Consider the following 25,376-nt stretch of genomic DNA (forward strand, 5'->3'; position numbering starts at 1 on the left):
CTTTGCTAACGCGGAAGCGTTGCGGCTCAGTACTGCTCGTCCTCGGCGAAGCTGATCTCGTCAGCGTCGTCGTCGTAACGGTCGGCGATCGCGCTCGCGTCGAACCCGGGCGGGCTGTCCTTGAGCTGCAGGCCCATCTCGTGCAGCTTGTCCTTCACCTCGACGATCGACTTCGTGCCGAAGTTGCGGATGTCGAGCAGGTCGGCCTCGCTGCGTCCGACGAGCTCACCCACGGTGTGGATGCCCTCGCGCTTGAGGCAGTTGTACGAGCGCACGGTGAGGTCGAGGTCCTCGATCGGCAGCGCCATGTCGGCGGCCAGGGCTGCGTCGGTGGCCGACGGACCCATGTCGATGCCCTCGGCCTCGACGTTGAGCTCGCGAGCCAGACCGAACAGCTCGACCAGGGTCTTACCGGCCGACGCCATCGCGTCACGGGGAGCCATCGAGTTCTTGGTCTCGACGTCGACGATCAGCTTGTCGAAGTCGGTGCGCTGCTCGACACGGGTGGCCTCCACCTTGTAGGTGACAGCCAGCACCGGCGAGTAGATCGAGTCGACCGGGATGCGACCGATCTCCTGGTCAGCCGACTTGTTCTGCTGCGCCGAGACGTAGCCGCGACCGCGCTCGACGGTCAGCTCCATCTCGATCTTGCCCTTGTCGTTCAAGGTGGCGATCACGAGGTCGGGGTTGTGCACCTCGACACCGGCCGGCGGCGCGATGTCGGCGGCGGTCACAACACCGGGGCCCTGCTTGCGCAGGTACATGACGACCGGCTCGTCGTGCTCGGAGGAGACGACCAGACCCTTGATGTTCAGGATGACCTCGGTGACGTCCTCCTTGACCCCGGGGATCGTGGAGAACTCGTGCTGCACACCGTCGATGCGCAGGCTGGTGACCGAGGCACCCGGGATGCTCGAGAGCAGGGTGCGACGAAGGGAGTTGCCGAGGGTGTAGCCGAAGCCCGGCTCCAGGGGCTCGATGACGAACCGCGAACGGTTCTCCGCAACGACCTCTTCGGAGAGGTTGGGGCGCTGTGCGATGAGCACTTCGATTCCTTTCCACAGGCGACCGCTATTTGACGCCTGACGAAACCTGACCGGGCTCTGTCTCCCTGGCCAGGGTTGTGCGATGAAGAATTACTGAGTCCCGGGTTCGCCTGCAGCACAGGCGAACCCGGGAGACAGGATCAGTTCTTCGAGTAGAGCTCCACGATGAGCTGCTCGGTGAGCGGCACGTCGATCTGCTCGCGGGTCGGCAGCTGGTGGATCAGCACCTGGAGGGTGCCCGGGGCGACGTGGATCCACGCCGGCACCGGACGCTCACCGAAGGTCTCGCGGGCAAGCTGCAGCGGGAACTTCTCGCGCGACTTCTCGCGGACGGTGATGATGTCGTACTGCTCGACGCGGTAGCTCGGGACGTCGACGCGCACGCCGTTGACCTCGAAGTGACCGTGGGTGACCAGCTGACGGGCGGCACGACGGGTGCGGGCCAGACCGGCGCGGTAGATCACGTTGTCGAGACGCGACTCGAGAATGATGAGCAGGTTCTCACCGGTCTTACCGGGGCGGCGGGCCGCCTCCTTGTAGTACCGGACGAACTGCTTCTCCATGACGCCGTAGGCGAAGCGAGCCTTCTGCTTCTCCTGCAGCTGGGTCAGGTATTCCTTCTCCTGCACCCGACCACGGCCGTGCTGGCCGGGCGGGAAGGGGCGCATTTCGAAGTTCTTGTCGCCACCGACGAGGTCGGTCTTGAGACGACGCGACTTCTTGGTGATGGGACCGGTGTAACGGGCCATGTCATTGTCTCCTTGAAGTTGTCGTCAGCTCAGCCGCGACGCTTGGGCTGGCGGACACCGTTGTGCGGCTGCGGGGTGACGTCGGAGATCGCGCCCACCTCGAGGCCGGCAGCGGCCAACGAGCGGATAGCGGTCTCGCGGCCCGAACCCGGGCCCTTCACGAAGACGTCGACCTTGCGCATGCCGTGGTCGATGGCGCGGCGGGCAGCAGCCTCGGCAGCCATCTGAGCGGCGTACGGGGTGGACTTACGCGAGCCCTTGAAACCGACCTGGCCGGCCGAGGCCCACGAGATCACCGCACCGGTCGGGTCGGTGATCGAAACGATGGTGTTGTTGAACGTGCTGCGGATGTATGCGTGACCAGCGGCAACGTTCTTCTTCTCCTTGCGGCGCACCTTCTTGGCGCCCGCAGCCATACGGCTCTTGGGAGGCATGAACTTTCTCCTACGGGTAAGACTTCAGCGATGGGGTTGATGCGGCAGTGCGCACCGGACTGGCCGTCAGGCCGCGATTACTTGGCCTTCTTCTTGCCGGCGACCGTCTTCTTCGGACCCTTGCGGGTGCGAGCGTTGGTCTTGGTGCGCTGGCCGTGCACCGGCAGGCCGCGGCGGTGACGCAGGCCCTGGTAGGAACCGATCTCCACCTTGCGGCGGATGTCGGCGGCCACCTCACGACGCAGGTCGCCCTCGAGGCGGTACTGCTCGAAGTGGTCGCGGAGCTGAACCAGCTCCTCCTCGCTGAGGTCGCGAACGCGGGTGTCCGGGTTCACGCCCGTGGCGGCGAGTGCCTCGGCGGCGCGGGTCTTGCCCACGCCGTAGATGTAGGTGAGACCGACCTCGACGCGCTTGTCGCGCGGCAGGTCGACACCGATGAGTCGTGCCATTTCGGCTTTCTCCTGTTGTTTCGTCCGGAGGTCTGGTGCAGGCGCCGGTCCCGTGTCCACTCAGGAGTGAGTGCTGCGGGTCTTCGGCCTCCGAGCCGAAGGTGACGTCCGGATTCGCACATACTTTCCGGGGTCGGGCGCTGCTGTTGTGGTGTTCAATTGTTCGTCTGCGTCTTGCTCGAAGACACGACTCGTGCTGGGTCTGGTCAGCCCTGACGCTGCTTGTGGCGCGCGTTCTCGCAGATGACCATGACCCGACCGTTGCGGCGGATCACCTTGCACTTGTCGCAGATCTTCTTGACGCTCGGCTGGACCTTCATCTGCCTACTGTCTTCGGATCAGGCCGCGACTCACCCGAAGGCGGGACGCGACGGAATGCGGATTGCGATCAGCGGTAGCGGAAAACGATGCGGCCGCGGGTCAGGTCATACGGGGAAAGCTCCACCACCACGCGGTCCTCGGGGAGGATCCGGATGTAGTGCTGACGCATCTTTCCCGAGATGTGTGCGAGCACCTTGTGACCGTTCGTGAGCTCCACCCGGAACATTGCGTTCGGGAGAGCTTCGACGATCGTGCCCTCGATCTCGATGACACCGTCCTTCTTGGCCATATCCTCCACATACTCACTGGTCAACGGGCTCCGCCCCGGTTGGGCGGACCCTCGATGGATTCAGGGCACACGAAGGCACACTGAACCGACGCACTAGCTTACGCCGCAGGCACCATTACGCCCAAATCGTGCGGTGCCTGCCCTTGGGTCGGTCACCGCAGGTGCTACTCACCGAGGAGGCACACGGAGCTGATAGGGGCCATGGCGGATCGTGCCTCGTAGACGTACACCGACCTTCGATCCCCCAGGGCAGTGAGCCTGGACCCGGCGGAGTGGATGGAGTCGGTCGTTGTGGAGTCGACGTCCTTGCCGTCGTAGGCGCTGGCGTCCTTGCCCAACTTCGAAATGGCCGCGAAGAACTCCGAGTCGGAGTAACCGTTCAGCTGCGTAGACGCCGCCTGATAACTGGAGCACAACTGTGCCCGATCGACCGTCGCCGCTCCGACGACCAGTGCACCCACCAGCCCGACAGCAAGCGGTGCCGCCAAAGCCGCCGCCGTCCGGCCGCGCCGTTCGGCACCGACGACGGCGCTCCCGTCACCACCCATGCCGCCGCTGGGTCGCAAGATGTTCATCGCCGCGCTGGTCACCCCGACCACCACGCTGGTCCGCGAAGGCACCCACGCCCGGGCGAACACGACCCCTGCGAGCCAAATGGTGAGCGCGATGTCGATCAGCAACGCGCCGCCGGGTCGGCGGGACATCACCCCCACCACGGCGACCGCCACGCAGACGCCGCCGGCAAGCAGGGCACGGTTCCATCCAGAGCGGGTCAACGCCATGTAGCCGGCGGAGGCCGATGGCGAAGGTCCCTGAGCTCCCGAGGCCGCCGCCGCGGGAGCCACCCGCGCAGCGGTGGTCGACGGCCGCGACGGCCGAACGAAGGCACGCAGTTCATCTGGAACAGGAACGACCGATGTGCGCGCGTCACCGAACCACTCCCGACACTGCGGCACCAGCCAGAGCAATCCAGCAAGAGCGACCGTCGACCCGAAGGTGAACGCGACCGGGCGAGGTAGGCCACCGCTCGGGCACAGAAGCACCGCCACCAGGAGCCCGATCACGGCGCCGGTGGCATACACACGGGAGTCTTTGGCCCGCGATCGTCGCAGTCCCGAGTAGGCGATCCACCCGAAGGCGGCCGATGCGACCAGGAACAGGAGCGTGAACACGCCTCCCGCCCCGGCGGCCGACACGCGTGGCAGTGCGGCCACCGCTCCCACGCTCGCCGCACTCGCGGCGCAGGTCACGCTGAGTTGGAAGCCACGAAGGACGGCGATCGCATCGCCACCCACCGGATGGCCGGACCGCCGCGCCACGGCAAGTGCTGCGCAGCCACCGAGGGCGGCCGCCCGCGCTGCCGCCTCGTAACTTGTCAGATCGCCCGGCAGACCCGCCACTGCGAGCACGGCAAGCACGGCGGCCGACCATCCCGTGGCCGATCGGCCACGGCCGGCTGACCACGCAACGAATGCGGACCATGCTGCGAACAGCACCGCCGCAACGGTCGACAGGGTGAGCGGGTAGAGGTAAGCGGGTGTGCGCAGCTCCGATGCCCCGAGTGCTCCCTGAAGGTCACGCAGCGCAGGGAATGCGTTCAGGAGGCCAAGGCCGGCCGCGATCGCGAAGAGTGCCGCGGCGCTGCGCAGCCCGACCGGGGCGTGGATGGCACCCAACGGACCTGCCGGCGTGGCGTGCCCGCTCCCTCGGACCTGCTGAGGCGGTCGCTGCCAAGACTGTGTCTGCGAGGAGGCGTCCGCTCGGGCGATGGATGCCTGACCGGAAGCCTCGATCGATGGTTGAACGGCCGGTTGCACAGTCGCTGCAGGCGCCGGTCCGATCGGCTCCTTGGTCAACGAGATTCCCCGCACAGTCGGCTGCCGCACCGTTCCACACAGCCCACACGCCACTCCGACCTCACCGGCCGGTGCACCACAAGCAACGCAGCTGGACATTAGCCGGCCTCCCTCACCCACAGTGTTCAGCGACATAGCTGTTGACGTTCGAGATCGGTCCGAGCACCGTCATGCCGACCGCAAGATTCTTCATGAGCGCAGTTCCCGGATTCATCGGGTCGTCGGCAGCATTGCCAAGTTGCTTGGAAAACGCGTCCGCGACCCGTTGAGTGTCACTCTGGATCTCCGGTGGTGCGACCTTTGCCATGTCGGCGAACATGGACGGGAGGGCCGAGGTTGCCATCAGCGCCTGCAGCATTCCGGTGACGAATGCGCCCGGGTCGGAGGTCTTCTCAACGTTGCTATTCGCTGACGCGAACGTATCGAGATACTGCTTCTTGTAGCGGTTCATGACCGCGCAGTACGACGCTGCCGACGACGGAGTCCCCTCACCGCCGCCCGTCGCACTGGGAGCGTCACCACCAGAGGTCGTGGCGGCGACCGACCCAGCCTCGGCAGCCGGCGCAGATGTGGAGTCGGAGGACCTGCACCCGGTGACGAGCACGCTCGCCAACAACACCGGCGCAGCCAGTCGGACAATGACTTGATTCGTCCCCATTCGGATCCCTCCGCAACCTCTCAGGAATGTAACGGCACCATCTGCCGAGGAAGGCAGAAGTTGGTGTAGTTCGCGCCTTCGGACGCGAAGGTGGTGCGACACCACGCGCGCACTTGATCGGCCGACGAGGCATCGAGCAGGGCGAGCGTCACCCAGATCTCCCGGCCGTCCGACGACCGTTTACCAAAATCGTTCTGGCGCAGAAGGATGACGCCGTATGTGGAGAACCGGGGGTCGGACTTCAGACGCTGGTGTTGGTTGTAGATGTCCGTCGCGGTGAACGGTGTGGGCTGAATCAGTGTGTCGACCGCGCCCACGTACGGACTCGCCAACTGCGCCGCCCAGGTGCCGTCGAGTTGAACGGTCGACAACGACGTAGAACGCTCGGTGTCGAGTGCGCCGAGGGCAGATCCGTCATCGGTCGGTTCTGTCGAATCGGTGGGCGACTCGTCCGAAGATTCGCTCGACGAGGTTTCGGACGTCGTCTCCTCTGTCGATTCCGAGGGCGTCTCGGGGGATGTCTCGGACGACGCTGATTGTGTTGACTCCGTCGCCAAGCCCGGTGTGCCGGACCCGACTCCTTGAGCCGAGCCGTCCGGCGCACCGGAATCCGAGGCAGTCACCGTGACCGTCGATCGCCCCGCCGACGCGGCACCACTGCCGTTGTCACCGAGTGCGAGCACGGCGACGCCGACGAGCGCGATTGCCGCTGCCGCACCGGAGAGAGCGACCCACCCACGGTTGGACCCCTTGTTGTTTATGGGGCCTGGAGGCACACCCTGACCACCGCTGCCCCCGGGCTGCGCCGAGGACGCTTGCTCGCTAGATGAGGCCTGCACCGGGGCGTGTGCGGTTTGCCACGAAGTAGCGGATGACGCAACAGGCGCGGAGGTGGGCTTGCTCAAATTGATCGGCGTAGCCGACGGCGCAGAAGCGGTCCGAAACGCATCGTTCTTGTCGAGACGAATCGGACGCCGGGTGTTTTCGGAGTCCTTCACACGCAAAGTCAATGAGCCACGCGGGCGAATCGCATGTCCTGAAAACACGCGACAGCCCACCGCGGGTGGCGTGTGGTGTCATGAGGCACGCTAGGCACCAAGCCTAAGGAAAGGTGTGCCACCGTCATGTCGATCGCCCTCAGCAAGGGATCAGCCATCAGCCTCAGCAAGGAGGCGCCGGGCCTTCGGTCCGTTTCCGCCGGCCTGGGCTGGGACCCTCGCGCCACCACCGGTTACGAGTTCGACCTGGACGCGTCCTTGTTGGGACTCGGCACCAACGGTCGTGCCTACTCCGATCAGTGGTTCGTCTTCTACGGGAACCTCTCCTCCCCCGACGGGTCGGTGCAGCACACCGGAGACGAACGCAGCGGTGCCGCCGAGGGCGACGACGAGACGATCAATGTCGATCTCGCCGCGCTGCCGCCCGAGATCGATCGACTGGTCTTCGTGGCGTCGATCCACGAGGCACAGGCGCGCGGGCAGAACTTCGGCCAGGTGCAGAACGCCTACATCCGCATGGTCGACAACGAATCGGGTCGCGAGTTGGCCCGCTACGACCTCACCGAGGACTACTCGACCGAGACCGCACTCATCTTCGGTGAACTCGCCCGCAACGGGTCCGACTGGCAGTTCCGTGCGACCGGCCAGGGCACCAGCGGTGGTCTGGCTCAGGTGATCACGTCGTTCGGGCTGCAGGTCGGCTGAGCAGGCTCGTAGCGCGTTGGAGGAAGCGATCCACCGGTTCCTCCAGCGCGCCCTCTATTCGACGTTGACCGAGTGCTCCCGCGCAAGCGCCGCGAGCCCCTCGGCATAGCCTTGGTCGACTATGCGCAGCTTCCATTCGCCACGTCGTTGATACAACTCCGCAGCGACCGCACACTGTTCTGTCGTGTACCCGGCGGCATTCACATAGGTGTAGAGCTCTTCGCCGTCTTCAGCTTCGAGGTCGACGGCCCTGATGCCGACAGCGCCGGCTGCGGCGAGTGATTGTCCCGGCACGAGCGTCGATATCGACAAGAGCACCCGCTCCACGTCTGGCTCGAGCCTGCTCAGGTCGATGACTAACTGTGCCCGGTCGACGACTGAGGACGAACCGCCGAGCGGCGCGGAACGGACCATCGCATTGCCCGTGGGGCTGGCCGGCGAATTCCAGAACAGGAAGTGTCCATCGGACAGCACCGCGCCGTCCGCAGCGCAGATCAAGGCGCAGACATCGACCTCCGCGGAATGGTTCTGCCACGTGATCCCGACGAGAAGTGCTCCGCAGGTCGTTCCGTCCGTCCGCCGGAGCGTTGCGTTCGCCCCTTTCACCAGAGCTGTCATGCGATGACGCCCCTTCGAGTGAGCACGTCCTTGACGAAATCGAGCACCCGGAACGGGTTCATCCCGCCCCGCCCGAGTGAATCCGTACCCGGCACGACACCGAGGGCAGCCGTCGCGAACAGGCGCGCCGGCATTCGACTCTGGGAAATGGCGTTCAACAGCCCGACTCCCTGAAGGAACTCCAAAAGGCCACGTAGTTCGGCGTCGAGGAGTTGACCGTCTGCTTCGTCGTAACAACGGGTGCTCATCGATGGATCCCTCCGCATGGCGGCGCCCGGGCGCAACATGATGTCGTCGAACGGCTTTGCCTGAATGTCCTTGAGCTGATGGAGCACGTCGAACTTGCTGAGCACCACCGCGAGTGTCTGGTGCGAGCTCTCGGCCGCGAGGTGCCGTTCACGAGCGTCCAGAACCCGCCGCAGGACATTGAGGTCGTCGCCGGCACCGGCCGGGAAGTTGATGATGCCCGCGAGCGCGGCGCGGATCTGCGGCACCTTGAGTGGATCGATCAGTGCGACCAGCACGTCGACCTTGCCCAGGTAGTTGAAGCGCTCGTCGGTGGGCTCCAGGTCCTGGAAGTCCTCGCCGGCAGCATCGATCAACGAGAGACAGCAGGTGCGCTCTCCCACCCGGAAGGACCAGATCAACGGTTCGACCCGGGCTTCTTCCAACCGGGCGGTACCCGGCAGCAGGCCCCGTTGGTGGTATAGCGGCACCAAATAGTTCTGTGCGAACCGGCCACCGAGAGAGGAGAACCACGGCGGCGCCTCGCGCGCGATCTCCGGGCTCATCTGCCCGACGTCGCCGATCGGTCGCAAGTAGGTGCCGTGGTGCCTGCTCAGAAATTCCTCCAGCTGCGTGATCAGCACCGCGATCAGCACCGACTTGCCACTGGACCGTGCGCCAGTCATGGCGATCGAGACGCGATCGGTCGCTGCCAACCACTCAGCGGGCACGTCGAATCCACAGGAGCCACAACGCCCCGCGGTGGATGCCGGCGCAAAACAGGTCGGGCATGCCATCGAATGTGCTGTCATGGCCGGTCCAGCGGGAACAAGGACTGCATCAGTTGTCCAGCAGCCGACGCGTCCAATTGCGAACGCTGCAACGACACGACGACGTGACCGGCTTCGTGCAACGGTCGCAGCGCCGCCAACTCGTCGTCCCAGGCGGCCGATGGACGATCTTCAGCGAGGGCCTCGAACGGCGATCTTCCCAGCACGAGCATGCGCAGCCGGGCGACCGGGGTTCGCGATCCGAACTCGATCAGTTCGGCTGCGTCGGCAGGTACGCCGTCACAGAGCACGAACACGTCACCGTCGGTGCCCGCGAGTGCTGCCGCCTGACGAATCGCCGGGGTGAGCCGTGGCCACGGCGACGGCACCGCACCGAGCACATCCGACCATTGGACGGTCGGGCCGTCGAGCAACTGAGCCACGTTGCGGTACCCGGCCCCGGATGGTGCGAGCACCTCGACCGGTGCCACCTGAGCGTGAGTGATCGCAGCTCCGAACACCACTTCCAGCAGCGGACGGACCTGTGCCTGTCGACCCGCCGCCAGCATTGACGCCGAGCAGTCGACGACCGCCGCCCACGGGCGTCCGGGACCTGTGCCGTTACGGCCCGCTTCGAAGTACGCCTGCCGACCGGCGGCGTGCCAAGGCTGCTCGACGACCCGAGCGCCGACGGCCTGTGGCACGCCGCCCGCATGGATCTCACCACCGACGAATTCGGCCAGGACAGCCTGCCGCCGCCCACCGATCGAGGACGATCGCCGCACGGTGACGTTCCCTGCCCCCGCACCCACCAACGTGAGTTCCGCTGTGGCGCCCTCGGGGAAGACAACACCGACCGCAGGAGTCGCCACGAGCGCCAGACCGTCGCTGGCGTCAACGATCATCGAGGTGGCCGAAATCGTGGCAACCGGGGCCACGGTCGCCCCCGGTGCGGTGCCGTTCGACAACGAAAGCTGTGCCGCCGACGAGCACGACAGTGATACCCGCAGCCGGGCAGCCGGCAGCGGCGTAGCTGCACCGTCGGTCAAATTGACGATTGCCATCTCCTAGTCCTTCTTCCTGGTTCTCTGCCCTGCTGTCTGCCACGCGTCGGCCATGTCACCGATACCCCACGAGGCCACGGAGCAAGGTCAACACCACATCTCGTAGCGTGCCCCCGGAGCGGGTCACGGTCGACCACACACTCGTTGCCCCGAAGTCCATGCGGTGGGCGAGCAGGACATGGCCGCTGCCCCCGAGATCGGGACGACTCATCTGGTCGATCGCGTCGCGCAGCCCGCTGAATTGAAACGCGAACGGCATCAGCTCGTCCGGATCGAACTCCGCGACGTAACCGCGCAGCAGATCGAGACCGTCACCCCCGTGCCAAGGTGCGGCGTCGGGCTCGATGAGTTCCGCCCGACCGATCGCGAGCAACAGCGGTCCACGCATCCGCAACGCGAAGCCGTCAACGCGGTCTGCTCCGTCGGCGACCGCCCGCAGCTGGGTCAGCGAACTCATCACGAGGCGGTCCTGAGCCGCGATGTGTGCAAGAGCCAAGCCCGACAGCGGGGAGACGGCCGGCAACGCTGCGGTCCATTCTCGACTTGCGACCAACTGCGCATACGACAGACCTTCACCGGCCAACACCCGATGTGCGGCTAGCGCTGACCCCGGCGACGGGAGGTCGTAGCTGTCCAACGCATCCTCGGCAAGCCCTTCCGTCTGCGCCTCCTGTTGCGCGCTCGTGGTCGACGGCGACCCCCGCAGCACCCCGTGCTTCGAGCCCTGTGTCGCCGCCGCCAGTTCGAACGGCTCCGAAACAGACGGCGGGTCCTTCAACAGGTCAACACCGCCGACGCCGGGGAGCTCGGGAGTCGGCGCACCCCGACGTGTTTCAACCCCTCCGGCCGACCTGGCGACGACAGGTTCCGAGGCGGAGTGTTGCTGGTGCACGAAGAAGGGTTCGGGCGGGAGGTCGGGCTCCAGGCCGACCATGCGCCGGAGCGCACCGAGGGGGTCGCGCTCAGCGTCCGGCCGGTGATCGCGGTCGACGAGCAGCTCACGCAACGATCCCGGATCGCGCCCGCTCATCGCCCGGACGACCTCGAGCCACCGGTCGTCGCCCTCGGCGGACTCGGTGCAGTCGACGACGACAAGCCCGCGGCCGTCGGCCGAGGTGCGGGGTGCGTGCTCGCTGCGTTCCACCGTCATGATGTCGAAACCTCTGTCGACGAGGTCTACGGCGCTGGCCGCGTCTTCGTAGCATGCCCAGCGGGTCATTGCACTACGGCCGAAGGGCAGCAACCACGCGAGGAAATCCAGCAGGCCGGCCGCGTCGCGGTGGTCAGGTACGACCAGGACGACCTGACGATGCTCGACGATCGCAGGCATGGCCCGCGCGACCGCAGACTCGACGGTGTTCTGCGCCATCGCCGTGTCGCCGTGCAACCAGGCCATGAACGGTAGCTGCACCGCCGGCAGCCGGACAGTCTCAGGAAGGCGCGCCTCGGAGACTTCGGTGACGCCGTAGGGGCGCAGCCAGTCCGGGCTGAATGCCCAATCCATCGGGCGCGCAGGCGGGGTCAGGTCGAGCTGCGCCGCATGGGTGAAGACGTTGCCCGGCCGACCCGTCGAGTCCGATCCCGCCTCGACGCTGTGCCACGCGAGCACGCTCGGCGAACTACCGTTCCCGAACGGAACAACGCGCCAGCGGGCGGCACGCGACGCGAGTTCGGCGTTGCTGACGAACGGTGTCACGCGCTGGGGCAGCGACACCGTTCGCCCGCGCACCAGGAGGTCCTGTGCGTCCTCGGAGAGGGCTCCCCCGATCTCCACGACGCCCCACCCACCCTGCCGGCCACCGCGAGCGCCATCTGCGATGGCGTACGTGAGTTGGCCTGTCATCGAAGCACCGTGTGCAACATCTGACTGAGCTGCGGGTCGATGACAGCTACGCGGTCGGCCTGCGCCTTGTCGATGACGAACAATCGGACGAAGGCAGGCGACGTGCCCAGTGGGAGCTCGAACACCGTGGCTGCCTTCCCCGCCGCGAGAGACACCAGTTCGGCCCCCAGGTGTGCACCGTCGCCGGGGAAGAGCGGTAAGCGCCGGTCGTTGGCCACCAAGGCGACGTGCACCTGCGGAAGGTCCGCGTCCGAACGCAGGAGCACCTGCAGGCGATCCGCCGGGGCGGTGGGCGTCACCGGCGCTCCGTCTGCTCTGGCGGGACGAACGTGGTAGCGCAGCCGGACCAGGCCGGGATAGTCGACGGTCGCCGGCGCGGACCGTATCGCACGACCTCCGTCGTAGATGACCCCGACGAGATGCAGGGTGCAGCCGATAGCGGGGAGGTTCGTGAGGAGAAGTCCGCCGAGCCGCAGATAGGTGTCCGGGCTGTCGATCGTGGCGATGATGTCGCGGGCGCTGGTTTCGTCGAATGCCGTCTGGTTGCGTGAGCCCGAATGGACTTCGACCATGCTGACCCCACGCGGCCAGTCGAACGTCAGGATCTGGCTGTCGACTCGCTCACTGAGTTGAACGTGGCGCGGAGGCGCAGGGCGAACCTGGGACACCGACGGACCGACCCGCAATTGACGGTCGCCAACGACGTGCACAGCAGTGAAATAGCAGCGCACCCAGTCCTGGTCGACGTGGCACTCCTTGAGCACGACCCGCTCGCCTTCGGTCACGGTGAACTTCGGCAGCCGGTTGGCGCTGGTCAGCCCATTGCGCTCGAGTGCTTCCCTGCTCAGCACTCCGTCACCGAGCCCTGGCGGTACCGGTTCATCGGTGAGATAAACCTCGACCTCACCGAAGTCGGGCGGCACCCACGCCAGATCCCACGTGCCCGGTGTGTCCTGATTGCCGGAAACGTGCAGCTGCACGGGCTGCGGTGCGGCGTCGACGCGAACGGTGGCTGAGGCGTATGACTCCGAGGTACGCGGTTGCCCGTTCGGCAACACGACCTCGCTGTAAACGGCATAGGTGAGATCTGTTGCTCGAGGAGGCCGACGATCGGTGAACGCACTGTCGGCGACCGACAGATCGGAAGGCACATGCGAGGGATTGCTCGTGATGCGTTCGCCAGGTTCGAACCGGACCACGCGAAGCTTCGTCCCGGGCGCCGCCGTCACCGTGCCGACCACGGTGTCCGCCGGAGTCACCCTCAGCTCGAGATCGGAGACCGGCCAGAGGATCTCGCCTTGGGCAACAACCCTCCCCTGCGCACCGCGGGCGGACTGTTCGTCGCTGCCGAGGTTGGCCCACACCGTGAGGTAGCTGACTGCGCCACGCGCGCCCAAGTGCTCCGTCGACACCTCCGTCTGCGTCGTGACACCCACGAGACTCCCGTCCTCGGGGGCGACCCGGACCCATCCGTCTGGCGACTCCACGACCCGATACACGACCACCTCGGATGCCCCATCGGACGTCCCTGGCCACCGCAGCCGCGTCCGACCGCCCTCGACCGAGCACTCAAGGCCGGGAAGGACAACGTCGTCCGAGACGATCTGCGAGTAGTCGGTCGGCGCAAACCAACCGTCGCCGATCCATGGACCCTCGACCGACCCGTCGTCTGAGCCGCCGACCGACCCTTCGTGAAGAGCGGGCGCTGCCGCCGCAACCCCAGCCCCCACACCCGACCCGCCGGCGTCTGTCGCCGTGAGAACCTTCGAAATGGCGTCGGCGTACTGCTCCACCACCACCGCAGCGTTCAGGCGTGGGGCAACCTCCCGGAGTTCCTCCGGTGTGGTTGCGCCCGACTCGGCCAGCGTATTGATGTCCCACCGACTCAGGGCCTCGACCTGACTGTCCTGCCGCACCTTGTCTTCCCGCCACTGCGAAAGCCGGGACGCCCGTTCGTCGACACCCGAAGGAGCACCTCCGCTCATGCCCTGCATGTGCGACCTTTCGGTCTGGTGTGCGGAGCCGCCGCCACCTGCCATCGCATGCTCCCGCTCCGGAGCGACCACGCCCGGCTCGACCTGGTGAGTCCCGGGTGCCCGACGCGGGTCAGCGACGGCGGTCGGCGGTGCGGAAGTGTCGACCGCGACGACTTCGCGCTTGGCAGCCGACCACAGGTCGACGATCCCGGGGTCGGTCCACAGCACCTCACGGGCGCCTGCGACCGATGCCCCAGCCAGTAGCTCCGCGAGCGTGAGGTCGTCGGGCGACAGCGCCGAACCACGTTCCTCGGCCAACCGCCGAATGCTCGCGACGAAACGTTCCCTGTCCAATCTCGGCCTACCAATCTTCCGTCGAGAAGGTGCTACCTGCGGCGTGCGGCCCACCGGACTCGATGCCGGTCGTCCCCGCCTGCCCGAACGCACCCGACGCCGGCACCGCACCGCCAGTCGGCTGCCACGAGTCCAGGCGGGAGACGCCATATTCCGCGGTCGGCGCCGGTGCTGAGAACCGGGATGTCGGTGCTCCTGCCGACAACATGAGCGCGACGGCGCCAAGGACCGACAGGATCGCTCCGCCCAGCGCGCACCAGGCCCCACTGCCAACCTCGAGGGACGCTGTTGCTTGCCCACCGGTGAATGTCGCCACTCCTCCGGCGAGGTCGTTCAGGACATCCGTGACCAGAATGGCCGAGATGAGCACTGATGCCACGCAGGTTGCGACCCAGGCGACCGGGATCGCGAAGCGCAGGCCGCCGTGTCGCCAAGCCGCCACCGCGAACGCGATGAGCACGAGTCCGAGCATGGCGATGACTGCAGTGCCCGCACCGCTGTCCGACGGACCTCCGCCGAGAGTCTCGCGGTACTTGTCAGCTGTCCCGTGCGCGCTCGCCCAGTCGTCAGCCAATGAGAGGAGAACGAGGACGCCCCCGAGAGCCAACGCGACAATCCCGGCCCAGCGCAACGGGTTTCGTGGGGATCGGTTCGTTGGCAGTCGACCCGAGGTCACCGCTATCAGTGCGAGCACTCCGAGCCAGGGAAGTACGGCGCAAACGACGACGGATGCGATCTGGTGCTTGCCACGGCGGTGGGCCACTGCATAGCCCGCGACTCCTGACATCGCACAGTGCAGCGCCGTGCAGACCAGAAAGATCACAGCCAGCGAGTCAGGCATCGTGACGAGCCGTTCCGAAGCCGAACGGATCTGAGCGGTCTACCGACGGCCCTGCGGGTGCTGCTGCATCAGGTCCGTTGCTGGTCACGCCGTTTTGATCAGTTCCGGGACCACCCCCGACGCCGAGGGAGAAGGGGTCGGCTTGGTAAGGCTGCGTCGCCGGCACGCTGACCGTTCCATCGATCCTGTCGGCCTGCCCAGGTGCCGGCTCACCCAAGAACGTGTCCTGTTGTCCCCAGAAGGACGAACGGTCGAGGCGATGACCGAACTGCACGAGCACCGTCGCGTGGGCAAGCCCGGCGAACTGGCTCTGCGGGACGGAGCGACGCACCATCGGAGCGTCGATGTTGGTAGCGCTACGGGAGATGAGTCCGTGACGGAACCGGCCTTGCGCCTCGTGCACCTCAAGGCCTTGCTCGAACTCGAGCCTGCTCATCACCTTGAGCTCGCCCGTGACAGAGTCGCGGAAGGCAACCTCGGACAACAACCTGTCCCGCAGAACCGGGTTCCCAGCAAGCACCTCATCGGCACGGCTGAGGAACTCGCGCGGCGTCGGGCGGCCGGCCGCGTTCCGGGAGACTGCCTGGCTCCATCTGGTGAGGATCGGCCCGGCACCGTCGGGGTTCGGATCCCGATCCAGCATCGTCGGGTCGGACTGGATCGCATAACGCTGCTGCCCGAGCTCGGCGGGCACGGCTCCCAGATATTCGTCCCAGGCCGCCCCGAGCCAGCCGGCCCGGAAGAGGTCACGTCGAATCGAACCCAGCACCTCGTCCAGCACATCCGAATCCAGTTGTGCCACACCCAGCCTGATACTTCTGGGCATTCCCTGACCGATGCTCAGCCCGGCCACCTCGGTCTTGTCAACGGATCCGAGCGGGGCATGAACGAACGCCCCGAAAGCCCGTGACCAATCGAGATACTGTCGATACACGCGTACGAGGCGACGCAGATCCTCCAGCGCCTCAGTGCGGTGACGAACGGCTGTCTCGAGCGCGCTCGCGGCTTGTTCCTTGCGGTGGATGAACTGGTACAGCCGGCGCTGACCACGCATGTAGAGCAGACAGCCGGTGACAAGTGTGCCGACCAGAATGGCCACCACCAGAACCGCGCCGACCAGCAGCACCAGCACGTTGAACACGATCAGAGCGATGGTCGCCAGCACGAGAAGCAGCCCGCCCGCGCCGACGAACCGGAACTTCTTGGCAAGCCGGCGCTGATCCTCCGCGATGTCCTCGGTGAAGTCGGGAATCGCTTTGAGCTCCTCGACTCGTTTCTCCAACGACTCGATCTCCTGCGTCGTCGCTCGAAATGCGTCCCCGAGCACCGACCCGATGCGCCCCACGTACGACTGACTGTTCTGTTGGTACCACTGGTGGAGGCGCTGCTTCTCGCCTGAAATCTCGTGCGCGAGTTGCGGATTCGACCGAGCCAAATTGTCCAGGCCCGCGGCGAGCCGGTTCGCGCCTACGTCGTCAGCCACCTCGAGCCGCCAGTTGGGTAAGTAGGCCCCGATGTGACCCGGCAACTCGTAGAAGTCGTTCGGCGCCGGTGCCACCATCGCGGTGTTCGTGATGACGGCGGATGTCGCACCCAGCGTGACCGGCGGTAGATCCTGTGCGTGTCTCCCGGCGTCGAGCAATGTCAGGCCGCCCCCGACGTAATCCCGCCAGAGCTGCGCCTGTTGGGGGAGCACGCCGAGGTCGTTTCCTTGATGCCGCAATGTCTGGTCGAGTTGCTCCTCGATCTCGTCCCACCCGGCGGGCGAGCCGTCGGCGCGCACTCCGCGGGCAACGACGACGAATCCGCTCCCGGAGCCGTACACAAGGTGATCAACAGCGCCCGCGGTCACACGAGCAGCGCTGCGCACGAGGTGCTCGGCGAACGCCCGCGGTGCATTCTTCAAGGCAGCCATCATGAACGCGAAGAACTGGCGCAGTGCCTCACCGAACCCAATCTCCTTGGCCGGCGGCGCAGGAGCAACATTCCGCTTTCGCGGCAGCACGTCCTGATGCTTGGTGAGCAGAGCGGACGCCATTTGCGCGGCCGCAGCCGGCTCGTTGTCGACCGCGACAGCGAGGTGGTTCTCAACCCTTGGTGTCGGGTATCGGTCGCCCAGCGCGACGAGCCGTTCGCGCAGTTCCGTCTCGATCTCATCTGACGCAACGGAACGGCTGAACACACTCACCGGCATGACGCTGCCGTCCGAGGCGACGCCGTCATCGTCGACGACGGCGTCGGACTGCCCACGCCAGAGGCCGAGGATCGATGTTGCCGCGCCGGCGACGTGCAGGTGCCACTGCGGTGCATCGAAGCTCGGCCGCAGATCGGTCGCACCCTGCAACGGCGACAACGAGTCCTCCGGAGACAACACCATCGATTGCCAGTCGATGAGGTTCGGGATCGCGTCGGCAAAGTTCGCTTCCGGCGCGCCAACAGTGATTGCCACCCGGACCAGCGCCGCGTACGGCAGACCGGCAGATACCGCGGCGGCGAGCGCTTGTGCCTGCTCGCCCGAGACCGACCCCTGGCCGGCGGTGAACGACAGCACGCCGAGCCGCACGCGGTCGACAGTTGCATCTGCAATCCGGTCCTGCAGCCGCACCATGCGTGCTCCTGCCTCGTCGACTTCCAGCGCAGGCAGGTCAGCGATGTCCGACACATGTTGGTCAAGGTCGACGAGCAACACCGGGTGGATGAGACCGAGAGACGCCCAGTCACGCAGGATTGCGCGCAGTGGAGTCGCCAGCACTCGGCGGGCGGCGACGATGACGAGCGAATCAGAAGGCAAGGTCCTTCACCACCCCTCCGGTCGCGCCGGTGCTCCACGCGGACGCGGTCGCTGCGTGTTGGGCAATCTCGTCGAGAAGGTCGAACGCCTTCAGGACGATGGGGGCGATCTCCGTCCAGAGCGGCGCCTGCATCAGCTCCTGCTCCTTCTTCACCTTCGAGACGTAGCCACCGTTGCTTTCCTCCACCATGCCGTTCGCGAGCACAACCTCGCGCATCGAGGCGAGCTGCGCACGGAAAGACGCCAATTTCGCCTCCGGGTCGGTCCCGTCGAGCGATGCGGCAAACGCGTGGTGTCGCACCGGTTGGTCGTCAATGCGCAGTTCGTCGCCGTTGACCGCTCCGCGCAGAAGTTGCACGCCGCTCATCTCGGCCGGCGACGCCGTTGCCGTACTGGGCGATGTGTCGACGATGTGCCGCAGCGCCTCGTAGGGCGCAAGCGCAGTCAGGTCCGGATCTCCGCTGCACTGAGCGATGGCCCAAGCGTGTGACATGAGCAGGCTCGCCGGTGCATCGATCGGGTCGCGTAGCCGCGCTTCCTCGGTAGCCAGCTGCGGTGGGAACCGAAGCCACCCACGCGACGACGACACGGATATGTGGTCCTGCGAGACCTCCAGCAGGCCCAGTGCGCCACCGAGGTACCACCCGGCAACCACCCGTAGCACTTCTTCCGGCGACATGGCCACGGCTGCGGAGAGGGGGCGCGTGCGCTTCCACTGCCACAAGGCGTGTTGTTCCCCGGGAGTGCTGCCCGCCCACCGGTCACGCACCCCGTCGAGCAGCGAGCTAAAGCACAGCGGGGCGTATTTCTCGTAGCTGCCGAAGACGGCGATCTTGCGCACTTCTTCGCTACGGTTCGCGGCGTCCTTGATGCGCTGCGCGGTGTCCGCAGTGACCTTCGCGTTCCCTGTGATGCGCTCGATGATTCGGTCAATGACAGGCGAGTTCTTGTCGAACGGCATTTCGCTGAAGGTGAAGAAGTAGCGCACGCTCACGCCGTGCAACCGCTGCACCATCTCGTGGTCTAGTCCGATGACCGGACGTGCGAGGTCCATCGCCATCACGAACCGATCGACGAACGTCGCAAGGCGCTGCTCCTGTTCGACCTGGGCGACGGTGGGATCGGCGAGATACGCGCTGATCGACTGGTTCGTGAACGTCTCGAAGGGGCTGCCCTTCGCCCACACCCTCGCATCGGCGCGACCGATGAGGTCGTTGCAATCGAGATGCAGCTTGTAGACCGGAGTCGACGACGGGGTCGGTGCGCCGTCGGCGGCGGAGCGGTTCAGCACTCGCGCGCGCCAGTGGCCGACTTGTTCGAGCACTTCGAATCGCTCGGCGGCGCCGGTGGTTTCCCACTCTCCACCGATGACTTCTGCGCGCAGGGTCCGCAGGCCACGTTGATAGATTCCGTCCGACGAGGCCGACTGCACGTGCGCGTCGAAGTGTTGCGGGAAGTGCTCCGCGGTTGTGAGCAACACCTCGTTCTGAGCATGCTCGAACCGCGGCGGTACAAGGCCGCCCTCGTCCGGCCAGTCGACGTAGGCGGTCGACTGCAATTGCGCAAGACCCGCTTGGTGTGCGGTCTCCGCCGAGCGTGACTCCAGGAGCGCGAGCGTCGTGTTCGCGACATTCTCCAAACCACCGAGCACATCGACCGCGAACGAGCGCAGCACCTCGGCACCGATCCTGGCACCCTCGAGTCGCAGCCTCTTCTCGGTGCTCGTCTGCCACCCGCGGAGCACGACATCGACAAGCGCGTGCCCGGCGCCGACGACGGCCTTGCCGAGCGCACTGACTTGACTCGTGACTTCCTGCGGCAGCTGAAGCGGATCGGCGGCGTCGGCCGCGGCACCGGCCTGACTCAATTGGGCAATGGTGTGGTCGCAAACCCCCCGCAGTTCGCGCATGAGTTCGCGCGCGTAGGGAAGGCCGAACTGGGCCGTGACCCGAAGGAACTCCCGTTTGGTCGCGGTCTCCAGGGTGGTGGCCCATCCTTCTGCCCATCGATAGGCCTGCTGCTGGAGCTCGGCTGCCACGGCGTTGCGACGTCCGGTGGCTCCCGCTCGCACCATGTCCAACCATTGGGCTGCTTGGGCTCCTTGAACGCCGGCAACTCCTTGACGCACCGATGCAAGCGCGTCCCGTGCCCCGACCTGCACCTGCATGGGCGGGAAGGCGATTGCGCGGAACCAGTCTGCCGCGGCGCTGCCTTGGGCAGGCAGGCCGACCCGCTCGATGCTTGCCGCGAGTTGGTTGGACAGCAGCATCCGCAACTGCTCTGTGGTCGGCAACGTGTTCGTCGGATCTTCGTGCCCTGCAATCAGGTGATCGACGGCGCTGCGGGCCAGACGCTGAGCCGCGTAGTGCGCGTATCGATCGCGCCCCAGGCTCAGGCTGGCGTACCCCATCGACCCGAACGGCAGCGCCAACGGGCTCATGCCCCATCCGAAACGCTCACTGTGGCTGACGACAGGAGTCGGGTTGCCGAGGAAGTAGTCGACGTACTGCTGCGAGGCGCGTTCGGATTGCATCACCCCGCTGATTGCACGAGCAATCCCACGGTAGATGCCCTCCTGCGTGCCGTCCCCGAAGAATGCCCCGGTTTCGCCGACCCGGCGCCCTACCGGAAGTACCCGGGCGAACGGCGGCTGCCCGTTGCGCGGGAGATGTACACCGAACGTCTCAAACGTTTGCCTGTCAACGTCGTCGCTCAGTCGCGAGATCGCGGCGAACAGCTCCGGGATGGCCGCCATCGCGTTGCCCTCGACGTTCTTGCGCAACCCGTCGTCCAGGCTGCCGAAGACATCCGCGGTGTAGAGGAAGCACCCGATTGTCGCCGGTGAGATTCCCGGGATGGATCCGAGCAATCGACACACATCCAGGAACATCGACGCTCCGGAGCCACCGGCCATCGAGCCCACAACGATCGGGAAGACCACGTCAGATCCACGGTCGTGTGCAGGTACCTGGCCCCAAGCGTCCGGCGCCACGGCGCGACGCACGGCGGCGTCGAGCACCTCACGCGTCTCCCGCAGCCGGGAGAGCGTCAGCATTCGCCCGACCGCGCGATACTGTCCCGCCCCGTTGTTCACCGCTACCTGGTTTGCCCGCTCCTTGTTGCGGGGCGCCCACCCGAACAGCGGGTCAAGTCGACCTTCGGCCGACGCTTTCAGTTTGGCCTCGACGTTCGACGCCGTTGCACTATAGGTGTTGCCGGGGCTGCTGAACGACTGGTAGGCACCGCCCATCCGGACGATGTCCGGCAACTGACCGGGCCCCTTGTCCGGGTCCACCGGCACGTCGACGTGGACGAACTGCCAGGCGGCCGGCAACTCGGTGATACCCAGCGGGCGTAGGTCGGCTTGCAGCTGATCCATCAACAGGCGAACGGTCGCCCCACCGGAACCACCGCAACCCACGATCAAGAACTTGCGCATCGTCCACCTTCTCCAGACTCGGTTGTCTTGCAGATCTCGTTGGTCGGGCTGCTCATGCCCACGGGTCGTGATCCGCCGCGGACCTCGAGGTGCCGGGAGACTCCTCGGGCGGCGCGGCTGTCGTGACGGCACCGCCCCAGGGGTCCGCTGCAGCAGACGGTGTACTCCACGGATCAGCCCCCGGCGATCCGCCAAACCCGTCCGATCCGCCTGAGCCCCAGTCGTCCTGGCCCGTGTGTGCTGCAATGGACCCGTCCGCCGGAAGTTCCGCACGCAGCTTGCGCACGACGTCCGGCACGAACGTCGCCGCGTCGGCGACCAGCTCGCTCCAACCGGAACGATCTGGAGTGGTCAAGAAGGTCACCTCGACGTCGCCCGAGTGCGGGTTCTGCGCGTCGAGCGACACCATCCAGGTATTGGCCAGCGCGAGCGGGAGCACCGCACGTCCGCCGATCTGACGCCCGCCTTCTCCTGCTGCCGGTGTGCGCGGTTGCTCGACAACCACTCGACCGGGTTCGGTCGGCGACAGGCTCATCTTCGCTTTGAACACCTTGCCGTCGGCATTCACCGAGCGTTGCCCGGAAAGCGGCACGGTCATGACGCCCGACTCGTCCAGAACTGTTGCGTGAGTGAGGAACGAGTGCTCCTCGTTCACCGGCCCGCGCACAGAACCGACGGCCACCGCGTTTCCCTGAAGCTTGGTGGTTGCGTATCGCACCGCGTAGAGCAGGGCCAGGGGAATGGCCAGACCCAGCAGGGTCAGCCCGATCAGCAGCGGGTAGAAGACCTTTTTGTCAACCGGCCGTTGCATTTCGAGTCGGTAATCTACCTGCTGCGCAACGGGTTTCGCCCCCGCGTCGTTCGACCGCACCATCACCGTCACAGTGCCGGCAAGGAGACCGTTGCCAACACCAGATGGCTTGACCGTGATCGGAATTCCGCCGCTCGCGCACGCTGTCGACGCACTGACCCCGGATGACACCGCGGCAGTCACGCCGCTCGGAGCACCGGTCAGCTTCGCGCCTTCGGCGAGCCAGCCACACCCGGCACCGGTCAATGGAATCCGTCCGCTGACCGGTTCGTCGCCCTCGCTGGTGCCCAGGTCGATCCGCGCCGGCAACTGCGGGTACGAGGCCGGTGGCTGAACCGTGACCGCGTAATCCTTCACTTGAGGTTCCAGAGACGTGCCCGTGATGGTCTTCGCACCCGACTTCCACGAGTTCGTCGTGACGTTCAGCGTCAACCGCAGCACCGCCGGCCCAGGGTCGACGTTGCCCAAGTCGAGCTTGTGTGCTCCCGCGATCGCTGCCTTCGTAAGCTTCGCCGCCACCGGCGTGCTCTTGCCGGCCTTGGTGACGAGGTCAGCCTTGAGCACCGTCTTGTCGCCCAAGGACGCCGGGTCGATCCCCTTGCCGTCGGAGCGCGTCACGCCCAATTTGATGTCGGCGGTCTCTCCCGTTCGGAGCACCGTGCCTGACTGATTCGCCCACACCGGCGCGATGTCGCCGAAGAGATGCAGGCTCGACTGCGACCTGCCGGCCGCGCTCTTCGCAACGAAGGAGATGCTCCACTGTCCGGTCCATTCCTTGTCGCTCGAGCGCTTGAGGTCGAACGACAGGGTCTGCGGCGACACCCAAGACCAGCTGACGGTCGCACCGGGCAGCGCACCCGTCTTCGCTCCGTCGCCCGACCCCAACGTCAGCAGTTTGCCCGACGGCGAACGCAGGATCACCGAGGCGGCGGCGACCGTGCTCGTTGCGAGGCCGTGCACCCGTCCGATGGACGTGTCGACCACGAACGAATGGGTTCCACCCGGGCACGGCGCACCCGCGCAGAGACCGGCATCCTGGGTGATGGGCCTCTGCCCGGGAGTGGCGAACTGGTCGAAAGCAAAGAAGAGTTCGTCGATGTTGGACGCCTCGAAGAACGCACCAGGACTCGGCTGCGTCAACGCTCCGCAGGTGGTTCCCCCGGTGCCGACCGACAGACCGCGCAACAGGGCGAAGTCTGGTTTCGTCTTCCCGGACAATCCAACGGCGACCGTTGTGATTCCGTCGCTTCGCAACTGGTCGGCAAGGCCCGTGGGGCGGCACAGATCGCCCTCGGCCGCCTTCATGGCTGCTGCCACATCGCTGGCTGACTTCAACGGGTTCCCCGGTGCGTACGGCTTCGGATCACCATCGACCTTGCCGACCTGGCCACGAGGCTCGATTGAATTCTCACCATCGGTGAAGACGACGAGCATTGGACAGTGGGTACCGGCACTGTTCGAACGCTTCGCGAGTTCCTTGCGAGCGCCGGTCAGCGCCGTCCAATAGTCGGTGTCCGCTCCGGTGTTCTGGGCAGCGAAAGAGTCGAGCACCGCGTCGACGGTGTTCGTGCCGCTGCCGAGCTTGGTCCAGTCGAGTTTCGTCGCGTACGTCCCCGAGAAGCCGGCGATCGACACGTTGATGGGCGTCTTGTTCGTCGCGCTGAAGTCGTTCAGCTGCGACACGAGGTACTTGGCGGCTGACACACGGGCGTTCGTCGGGTCGCTCTGCTTGAGCGAGCCCGAGGTGTCAACCAGCAGCAGGATGTCGCCTTCGCCGCCGCCGGCGATGCAAGCCCCGACGCGTTGCAGTGCTTCGTTGTTGTTGCTCGGGTCAGGAGCAGCGAAGGAGCTTGTCGTAGTGCTGAGCCCGATCAGGCCGGCGACGGCCAACGCCGCGGCAAAGCGCTTCATGTCCACCGCCCCCGGGCAATCTCGTTCGCGATCAGGAACGAGCTGAAAGCGACGACCAGAACCGACGCCACAATCGTGCCTCGGAGCAACCAGACTGCGATCTCCTGCGGGCGATACCAACCGGTGCCGCGTCGCCGTCCGTCGCTCACCAGAAATGCGCCGACCAACAGAACTGCAATCGGGCCGGCGAGCACCCACGCAATCACCCCACCAGTGCCCCCACCGAGCATGAAGGCAACACCTGCCGCCACGACGACCGCGCAGAGAGCAGCGGCGAGGAGCCCGAGCGGCGATGATTCAACCCTGTGCGGCGACGGCGCCGGCGGCGGCTCGTCCGCCGGGGCCGGCCCGCTGATCGGCGCGGCGATCGACGACGCCGGCATCCCGCCACCGATGGGTGCGGACGGCGTCGACGGAGCAGGCCACGTCGGTGGAAGGGCCGATTGGTACCCGTTTCCGGTCCTGCGGGCCGCCTCTGCCTCCGCAGCTGCCCATTCGTCGTCAGGGTTGCTCACGCCGCATCCTTCTCACAACCATCCCCATCTCTGCCTCGACCGCACGGATGCGACCGGGGTCCAGCCTGTTGAAACAATCGGCTGATGTCGTGTCCGGAGAACTCAGGACACGTGCCATCACAGATCGAGATGCCCGTCCCGGGTCGCTTCCCGCAGCGAGCCGTAGATGTTCGCCACCGGTCGTCCCAATGCGGCATACCGAGCAGCGATCCGCTGAAAGTACGTCTCGACAGTGTTCGCGGAAACCGGGACATCGAGCGCGTTTCCGATCGCCTTCTTCGGCACGCCCGATGCCAATTGCTCGAGCACTTCGAGTTCACGGGGCGACAGACTGGCCATGAGTCCGGGATCGGTCAGCAGGGCTTCGGCCAAATGGCTGGATGTCGTGAACTCGCCGACCGCTACCTGGCGGATGGCCTCGACGATCTGCTCCTCTGAGTCCGACTTCAACGCCAAGCCCGCGGCCCCCAGACCGACCAGTTTGCGCAGTTGAGCCGGGCGCCGCTCAGAGGTGAAGAGCAAGACCTTCAGGCCCATGCCGACCAGGGTCGACACGTTCTCGTCCGGTTCACTCCCGTCGTTCAGGTCGATGTCCAGCAGCAAGACGTCCGGTTGGCAGGTGCGTGACCAGTCGAGGTCGCGGATGCTGCACACGAGGAAGTCGAGCGAGAACTGCGTCGGGTCGGCGGCGATCGTCGCCATCAGCCCTCGAA

The 25,376-nt window shown here is 66.2% G+C and carries 21 protein-coding genes; 1 reads left to right on the forward strand and 20 read right to left on the reverse strand.

The genetic code is table 11. The features are described from left to right. Window positions 1–26 precede the first annotated feature (26 nt). The 9 genes from DFJ65_RS15545 to DFJ65_RS17235 all read right to left on the reverse strand — a co-directional run bounded on the left by DFJ65_RS15545 (window position 27) and on the right by DFJ65_RS17235 (window position 6,800). Complete coding sequence (locus tag DFJ65_RS15545; RefSeq protein ID WP_115923806.1) at window positions 27–1,046, reverse strand: DNA-directed RNA polymerase subunit alpha; 1,020 nt, start codon at window positions 1,044–1,046, stop codon at window positions 27–29. A gap of 140 nt (window positions 1,047–1,186) precedes the next feature. Next, window positions 1,187–1,795 carry a 30S ribosomal protein S4 gene (rpsD, locus tag DFJ65_RS15550; RefSeq protein ID WP_115923807.1) on the reverse strand — a complete coding sequence of 203 codons (609 nt, stop codon included), beginning with the start codon at window positions 1,793–1,795 and terminating at the stop codon, window positions 1,187–1,189. Window positions 1,796–1,824: 29 nt separating this feature from the next. Then, a complete protein-coding gene (gene rpsK, locus DFJ65_RS15555) occupies window positions 1,825–2,229 on the reverse strand; it encodes a 30S ribosomal protein S11 (protein ID WP_115923808.1) in 405 nt (134 codons plus the stop codon). Window positions 2,230–2,306: 77 nt separating this feature from the next. Continuing rightward, entirely contained in the window at window positions 2,307–2,678 is a 372-nt protein-coding gene (gene rpsM, locus DFJ65_RS15560; RefSeq protein WP_115923809.1) for a 30S ribosomal protein S13, read from the reverse strand. 206 nt (window positions 2,679–2,884) lie between these two features. Beyond that, window positions 2,885–2,998 carry a 50S ribosomal protein L36 gene (gene rpmJ, locus DFJ65_RS15565; protein ID WP_019286332.1) on the reverse strand — a complete coding sequence of 38 codons (114 nt, stop codon included), beginning with the start codon at window positions 2,996–2,998 and terminating at the stop codon, window positions 2,885–2,887. A 68-nt stretch (window positions 2,999–3,066) separates the two neighbouring features. After that, window positions 3,067–3,288, reverse strand: a complete 222-nt coding sequence (gene infA, locus DFJ65_RS15570; RefSeq protein ID WP_006946284.1) for a translation initiation factor IF-1 — start codon at window positions 3,286–3,288, stop codon at window positions 3,067–3,069. A gap of 164 nt (window positions 3,289–3,452) precedes the next feature. Then, window positions 3,453–4,964, reverse strand: coding sequence for a hypothetical protein (locus DFJ65_RS15575; RefSeq protein ID WP_115923810.1), 1,512 nt, complete (start codon window positions 4,962–4,964; stop codon window positions 3,453–3,455). Between the two features lie 292 nt (window positions 4,965–5,256). After that, a complete protein-coding gene (locus tag DFJ65_RS15580; protein ID WP_115923811.1) occupies window positions 5,257–5,595 on the reverse strand; it encodes a hypothetical protein in 339 nt (112 codons plus the stop codon). 227 nt (window positions 5,596–5,822) lie between these two features. After that, window positions 5,823–6,800 (reverse strand): hypothetical protein, encoded by a 978-nt coding sequence (locus DFJ65_RS17235; protein WP_147301423.1) that lies wholly within the window; start codon window positions 6,798–6,800, stop codon window positions 5,823–5,825. Between the two features lie 126 nt (window positions 6,801–6,926). Here DFJ65_RS17235 and DFJ65_RS15590 point away from each other — a divergent pair, with 126 nt between their 5' ends. Continuing rightward, window positions 6,927–7,505, forward strand: coding sequence for a TerD family protein (locus DFJ65_RS15590; RefSeq protein ID WP_115923813.1), 579 nt, complete (start codon window positions 6,927–6,929; stop codon window positions 7,503–7,505). 54 nt (window positions 7,506–7,559) lie between these two features. Here the strand turns inward: DFJ65_RS15590 and DFJ65_RS15595 are convergent, their stop codons facing one another. The 11 genes from DFJ65_RS15595 to DFJ65_RS15645 all read right to left on the reverse strand — a co-directional run bounded on the left by DFJ65_RS15595 (window position 7,560) and on the right by DFJ65_RS15645 (window position 25,365). Continuing rightward, on the reverse strand, window positions 7,560–8,123 hold the full coding sequence (locus DFJ65_RS15595) for a TerD family protein (protein ID WP_115923814.1): 564 nt from the start codon (window positions 8,121–8,123) through the stop codon (window positions 7,560–7,562). After that, window positions 8,120–9,145: a hypothetical protein gene (locus tag DFJ65_RS15600; protein WP_147301424.1), complete on the reverse strand. Its 1,026-nt coding sequence runs from the start codon at window positions 9,143–9,145 to the stop codon at window positions 8,120–8,122. The genes DFJ65_RS15595 and DFJ65_RS15600 overlap by 4 nt, the downstream gene beginning before the upstream one ends. An 11-nt stretch (window positions 9,146–9,156) precedes the next feature. Continuing rightward, a complete protein-coding gene (locus tag DFJ65_RS15605) occupies window positions 9,157–10,182 on the reverse strand; it encodes a hypothetical protein (protein WP_147301425.1) in 1,026 nt (341 codons plus the stop codon). A gap of 55 nt (window positions 10,183–10,237) precedes the next feature. Continuing rightward, on the reverse strand, window positions 10,238–12,025 hold the full coding sequence (locus DFJ65_RS15610; protein WP_147301426.1) for a GAP1-N2 domain-containing protein: 1,788 nt from the start codon (window positions 12,023–12,025) through the stop codon (window positions 10,238–10,240). Then, window positions 12,022–14,319, reverse strand: a complete 2,298-nt coding sequence (locus DFJ65_RS15615) for a SaeA-related protein (protein ID WP_115923818.1) — start codon at window positions 14,317–14,319, stop codon at window positions 12,022–12,024. The genes DFJ65_RS15610 and DFJ65_RS15615 overlap by 4 nt, the downstream gene beginning before the upstream one ends. Window positions 14,320–14,362: 43 nt before the next feature. Continuing rightward, the gene (locus tag DFJ65_RS15620) at window positions 14,363–15,196 is read right to left on the reverse strand and encodes a hypothetical protein (RefSeq protein ID WP_147301427.1); all 834 of its coding nucleotides are present in this window, start codon (window positions 15,194–15,196) and stop codon (window positions 14,363–14,365) included. Further along, on the reverse strand, window positions 15,189–17,885 hold the full coding sequence (locus DFJ65_RS15625; RefSeq protein ID WP_170144127.1) for a hypothetical protein: 2,697 nt from the start codon (window positions 17,883–17,885) through the stop codon (window positions 15,189–15,191). The genes DFJ65_RS15620 and DFJ65_RS15625 overlap by 8 nt, the downstream gene beginning before the upstream one ends. A 91-nt stretch (window positions 17,886–17,976) precedes the next feature. Then, window positions 17,977–21,426: a tubulin-like doman-containing protein gene (locus DFJ65_RS15630; protein WP_115923821.1), complete on the reverse strand. Its 3,450-nt coding sequence runs from the start codon at window positions 21,424–21,426 to the stop codon at window positions 17,977–17,979. 52 nt (window positions 21,427–21,478) lie between these two features. Next, a complete protein-coding gene (locus DFJ65_RS15635) occupies window positions 21,479–24,148 on the reverse strand; it encodes a VWA domain-containing protein (RefSeq protein ID WP_245950459.1) in 2,670 nt (889 codons plus the stop codon). Beyond that, entirely contained in the window at window positions 24,145–24,531 is a 387-nt protein-coding gene (locus tag DFJ65_RS15640) for a hypothetical protein (protein WP_115923823.1), read from the reverse strand. The genes DFJ65_RS15635 and DFJ65_RS15640 overlap by 4 nt, the downstream gene beginning before the upstream one ends. Window positions 24,532–24,780: 249 nt before the next feature. After that, window positions 24,781–25,365: a LuxR C-terminal-related transcriptional regulator gene (locus tag DFJ65_RS15645; protein ID WP_115923824.1), complete on the reverse strand. Its 585-nt coding sequence runs from the start codon at window positions 25,363–25,365 to the stop codon at window positions 24,781–24,783. Between the last annotated feature and the right edge of the window lie 11 nt (window positions 25,366–25,376).

Origin of the sequence: Calidifontibacter indicus, from assembly GCF_003386865.1 — a bacterium.
Classification (GTDB): Bacteria; Actinomycetota; Actinomycetes; order Actinomycetales; family Dermatophilaceae; genus Yimella; species Yimella indica.

Bases quoted from the DNA above. Each gene is read 5' to 3' on its own strand.
- rpsD (WP_115923807.1), bottom strand. From the start codon at position 1,795: ATGGCCCGTTACACCGGTCCCATCACCAAGAAGTCGCGTCGTCTCAAG.
- rpsK (WP_115923808.1), bottom strand. From the start codon at position 2,229: ATGCCTCCCAAGAGCCGTATGGCTGCGGGCGCCAAGAAGGTGCGCCGC.
- rpsM (WP_115923809.1), bottom strand. From the start codon at position 2,678: ATGGCACGACTCATCGGTGTCGACCTGCCGCGCGACAAGCGCGTCGAG.
- rpmJ (WP_019286332.1), bottom strand. From the start codon at position 2,998: ATGAAGGTCCAGCCGAGCGTCAAGAAGATCTGCGACAAGTGCAAGGTG.
- infA (WP_006946284.1), bottom strand. From the start codon at position 3,288: ATGGCCAAGAAGGACGGTGTCATCGAGATCGAGGGCACGATCGTCGAA.
- DFJ65_RS15580 (WP_115923811.1), bottom strand. From the start codon at position 5,595: ATGAACCGCTACAAGAAGCAGTATCTCGATACGTTCGCGTCAGCGAAT.
- DFJ65_RS15590 (WP_115923813.1), top strand. From the start codon at position 6,927: ATGTCGATCGCCCTCAGCAAGGGATCAGCCATCAGCCTCAGCAAGGAG.
- DFJ65_RS15595 (WP_115923814.1), bottom strand. From the start codon at position 8,123: ATGACAGCTCTGGTGAAAGGGGCGAACGCAACGCTCCGGCGGACGGAC.
- DFJ65_RS15600 (WP_147301424.1), bottom strand. From the start codon at position 9,145: ATGGCATGCCCGACCTGTTTTGCGCCGGCATCCACCGCGGGGCGTTGT.
- DFJ65_RS15605 (WP_147301425.1), bottom strand. From the start codon at position 10,182: ATGGCAATCGTCAATTTGACCGACGGTGCAGCTACGCCGCTGCCGGCT.
- DFJ65_RS15610 (WP_147301426.1), bottom strand. From the start codon at position 12,025: ATGACAGGCCAACTCACGTACGCCATCGCAGATGGCGCTCGCGGTGGC.
- DFJ65_RS15620 (WP_147301427.1), bottom strand. From the start codon at position 15,196: ATGCCTGACTCGCTGGCTGTGATCTTTCTGGTCTGCACGGCGCTGCAC.
- DFJ65_RS15630 (WP_115923821.1), bottom strand. From the start codon at position 21,426: ATGCGCAAGTTCTTGATCGTGGGTTGCGGTGGTTCCGGTGGGGCGACC.
- DFJ65_RS15635 (WP_245950459.1), bottom strand. From the start codon at position 24,148: ATGAAGCGCTTTGCCGCGGCGTTGGCCGTCGCCGGCCTGATCGGGCTC.
- DFJ65_RS15640 (WP_115923823.1), bottom strand. From the start codon at position 24,531: ATGCCGGCGTCGTCGATCGCCGCGCCGATCAGCGGGCCGGCCCCGGCG.
- DFJ65_RS15645 (WP_115923824.1), bottom strand. From the start codon at position 25,365: ATGGCGACGATCGCCGCCGACCCGACGCAGTTCTCGCTCGACTTCCTC.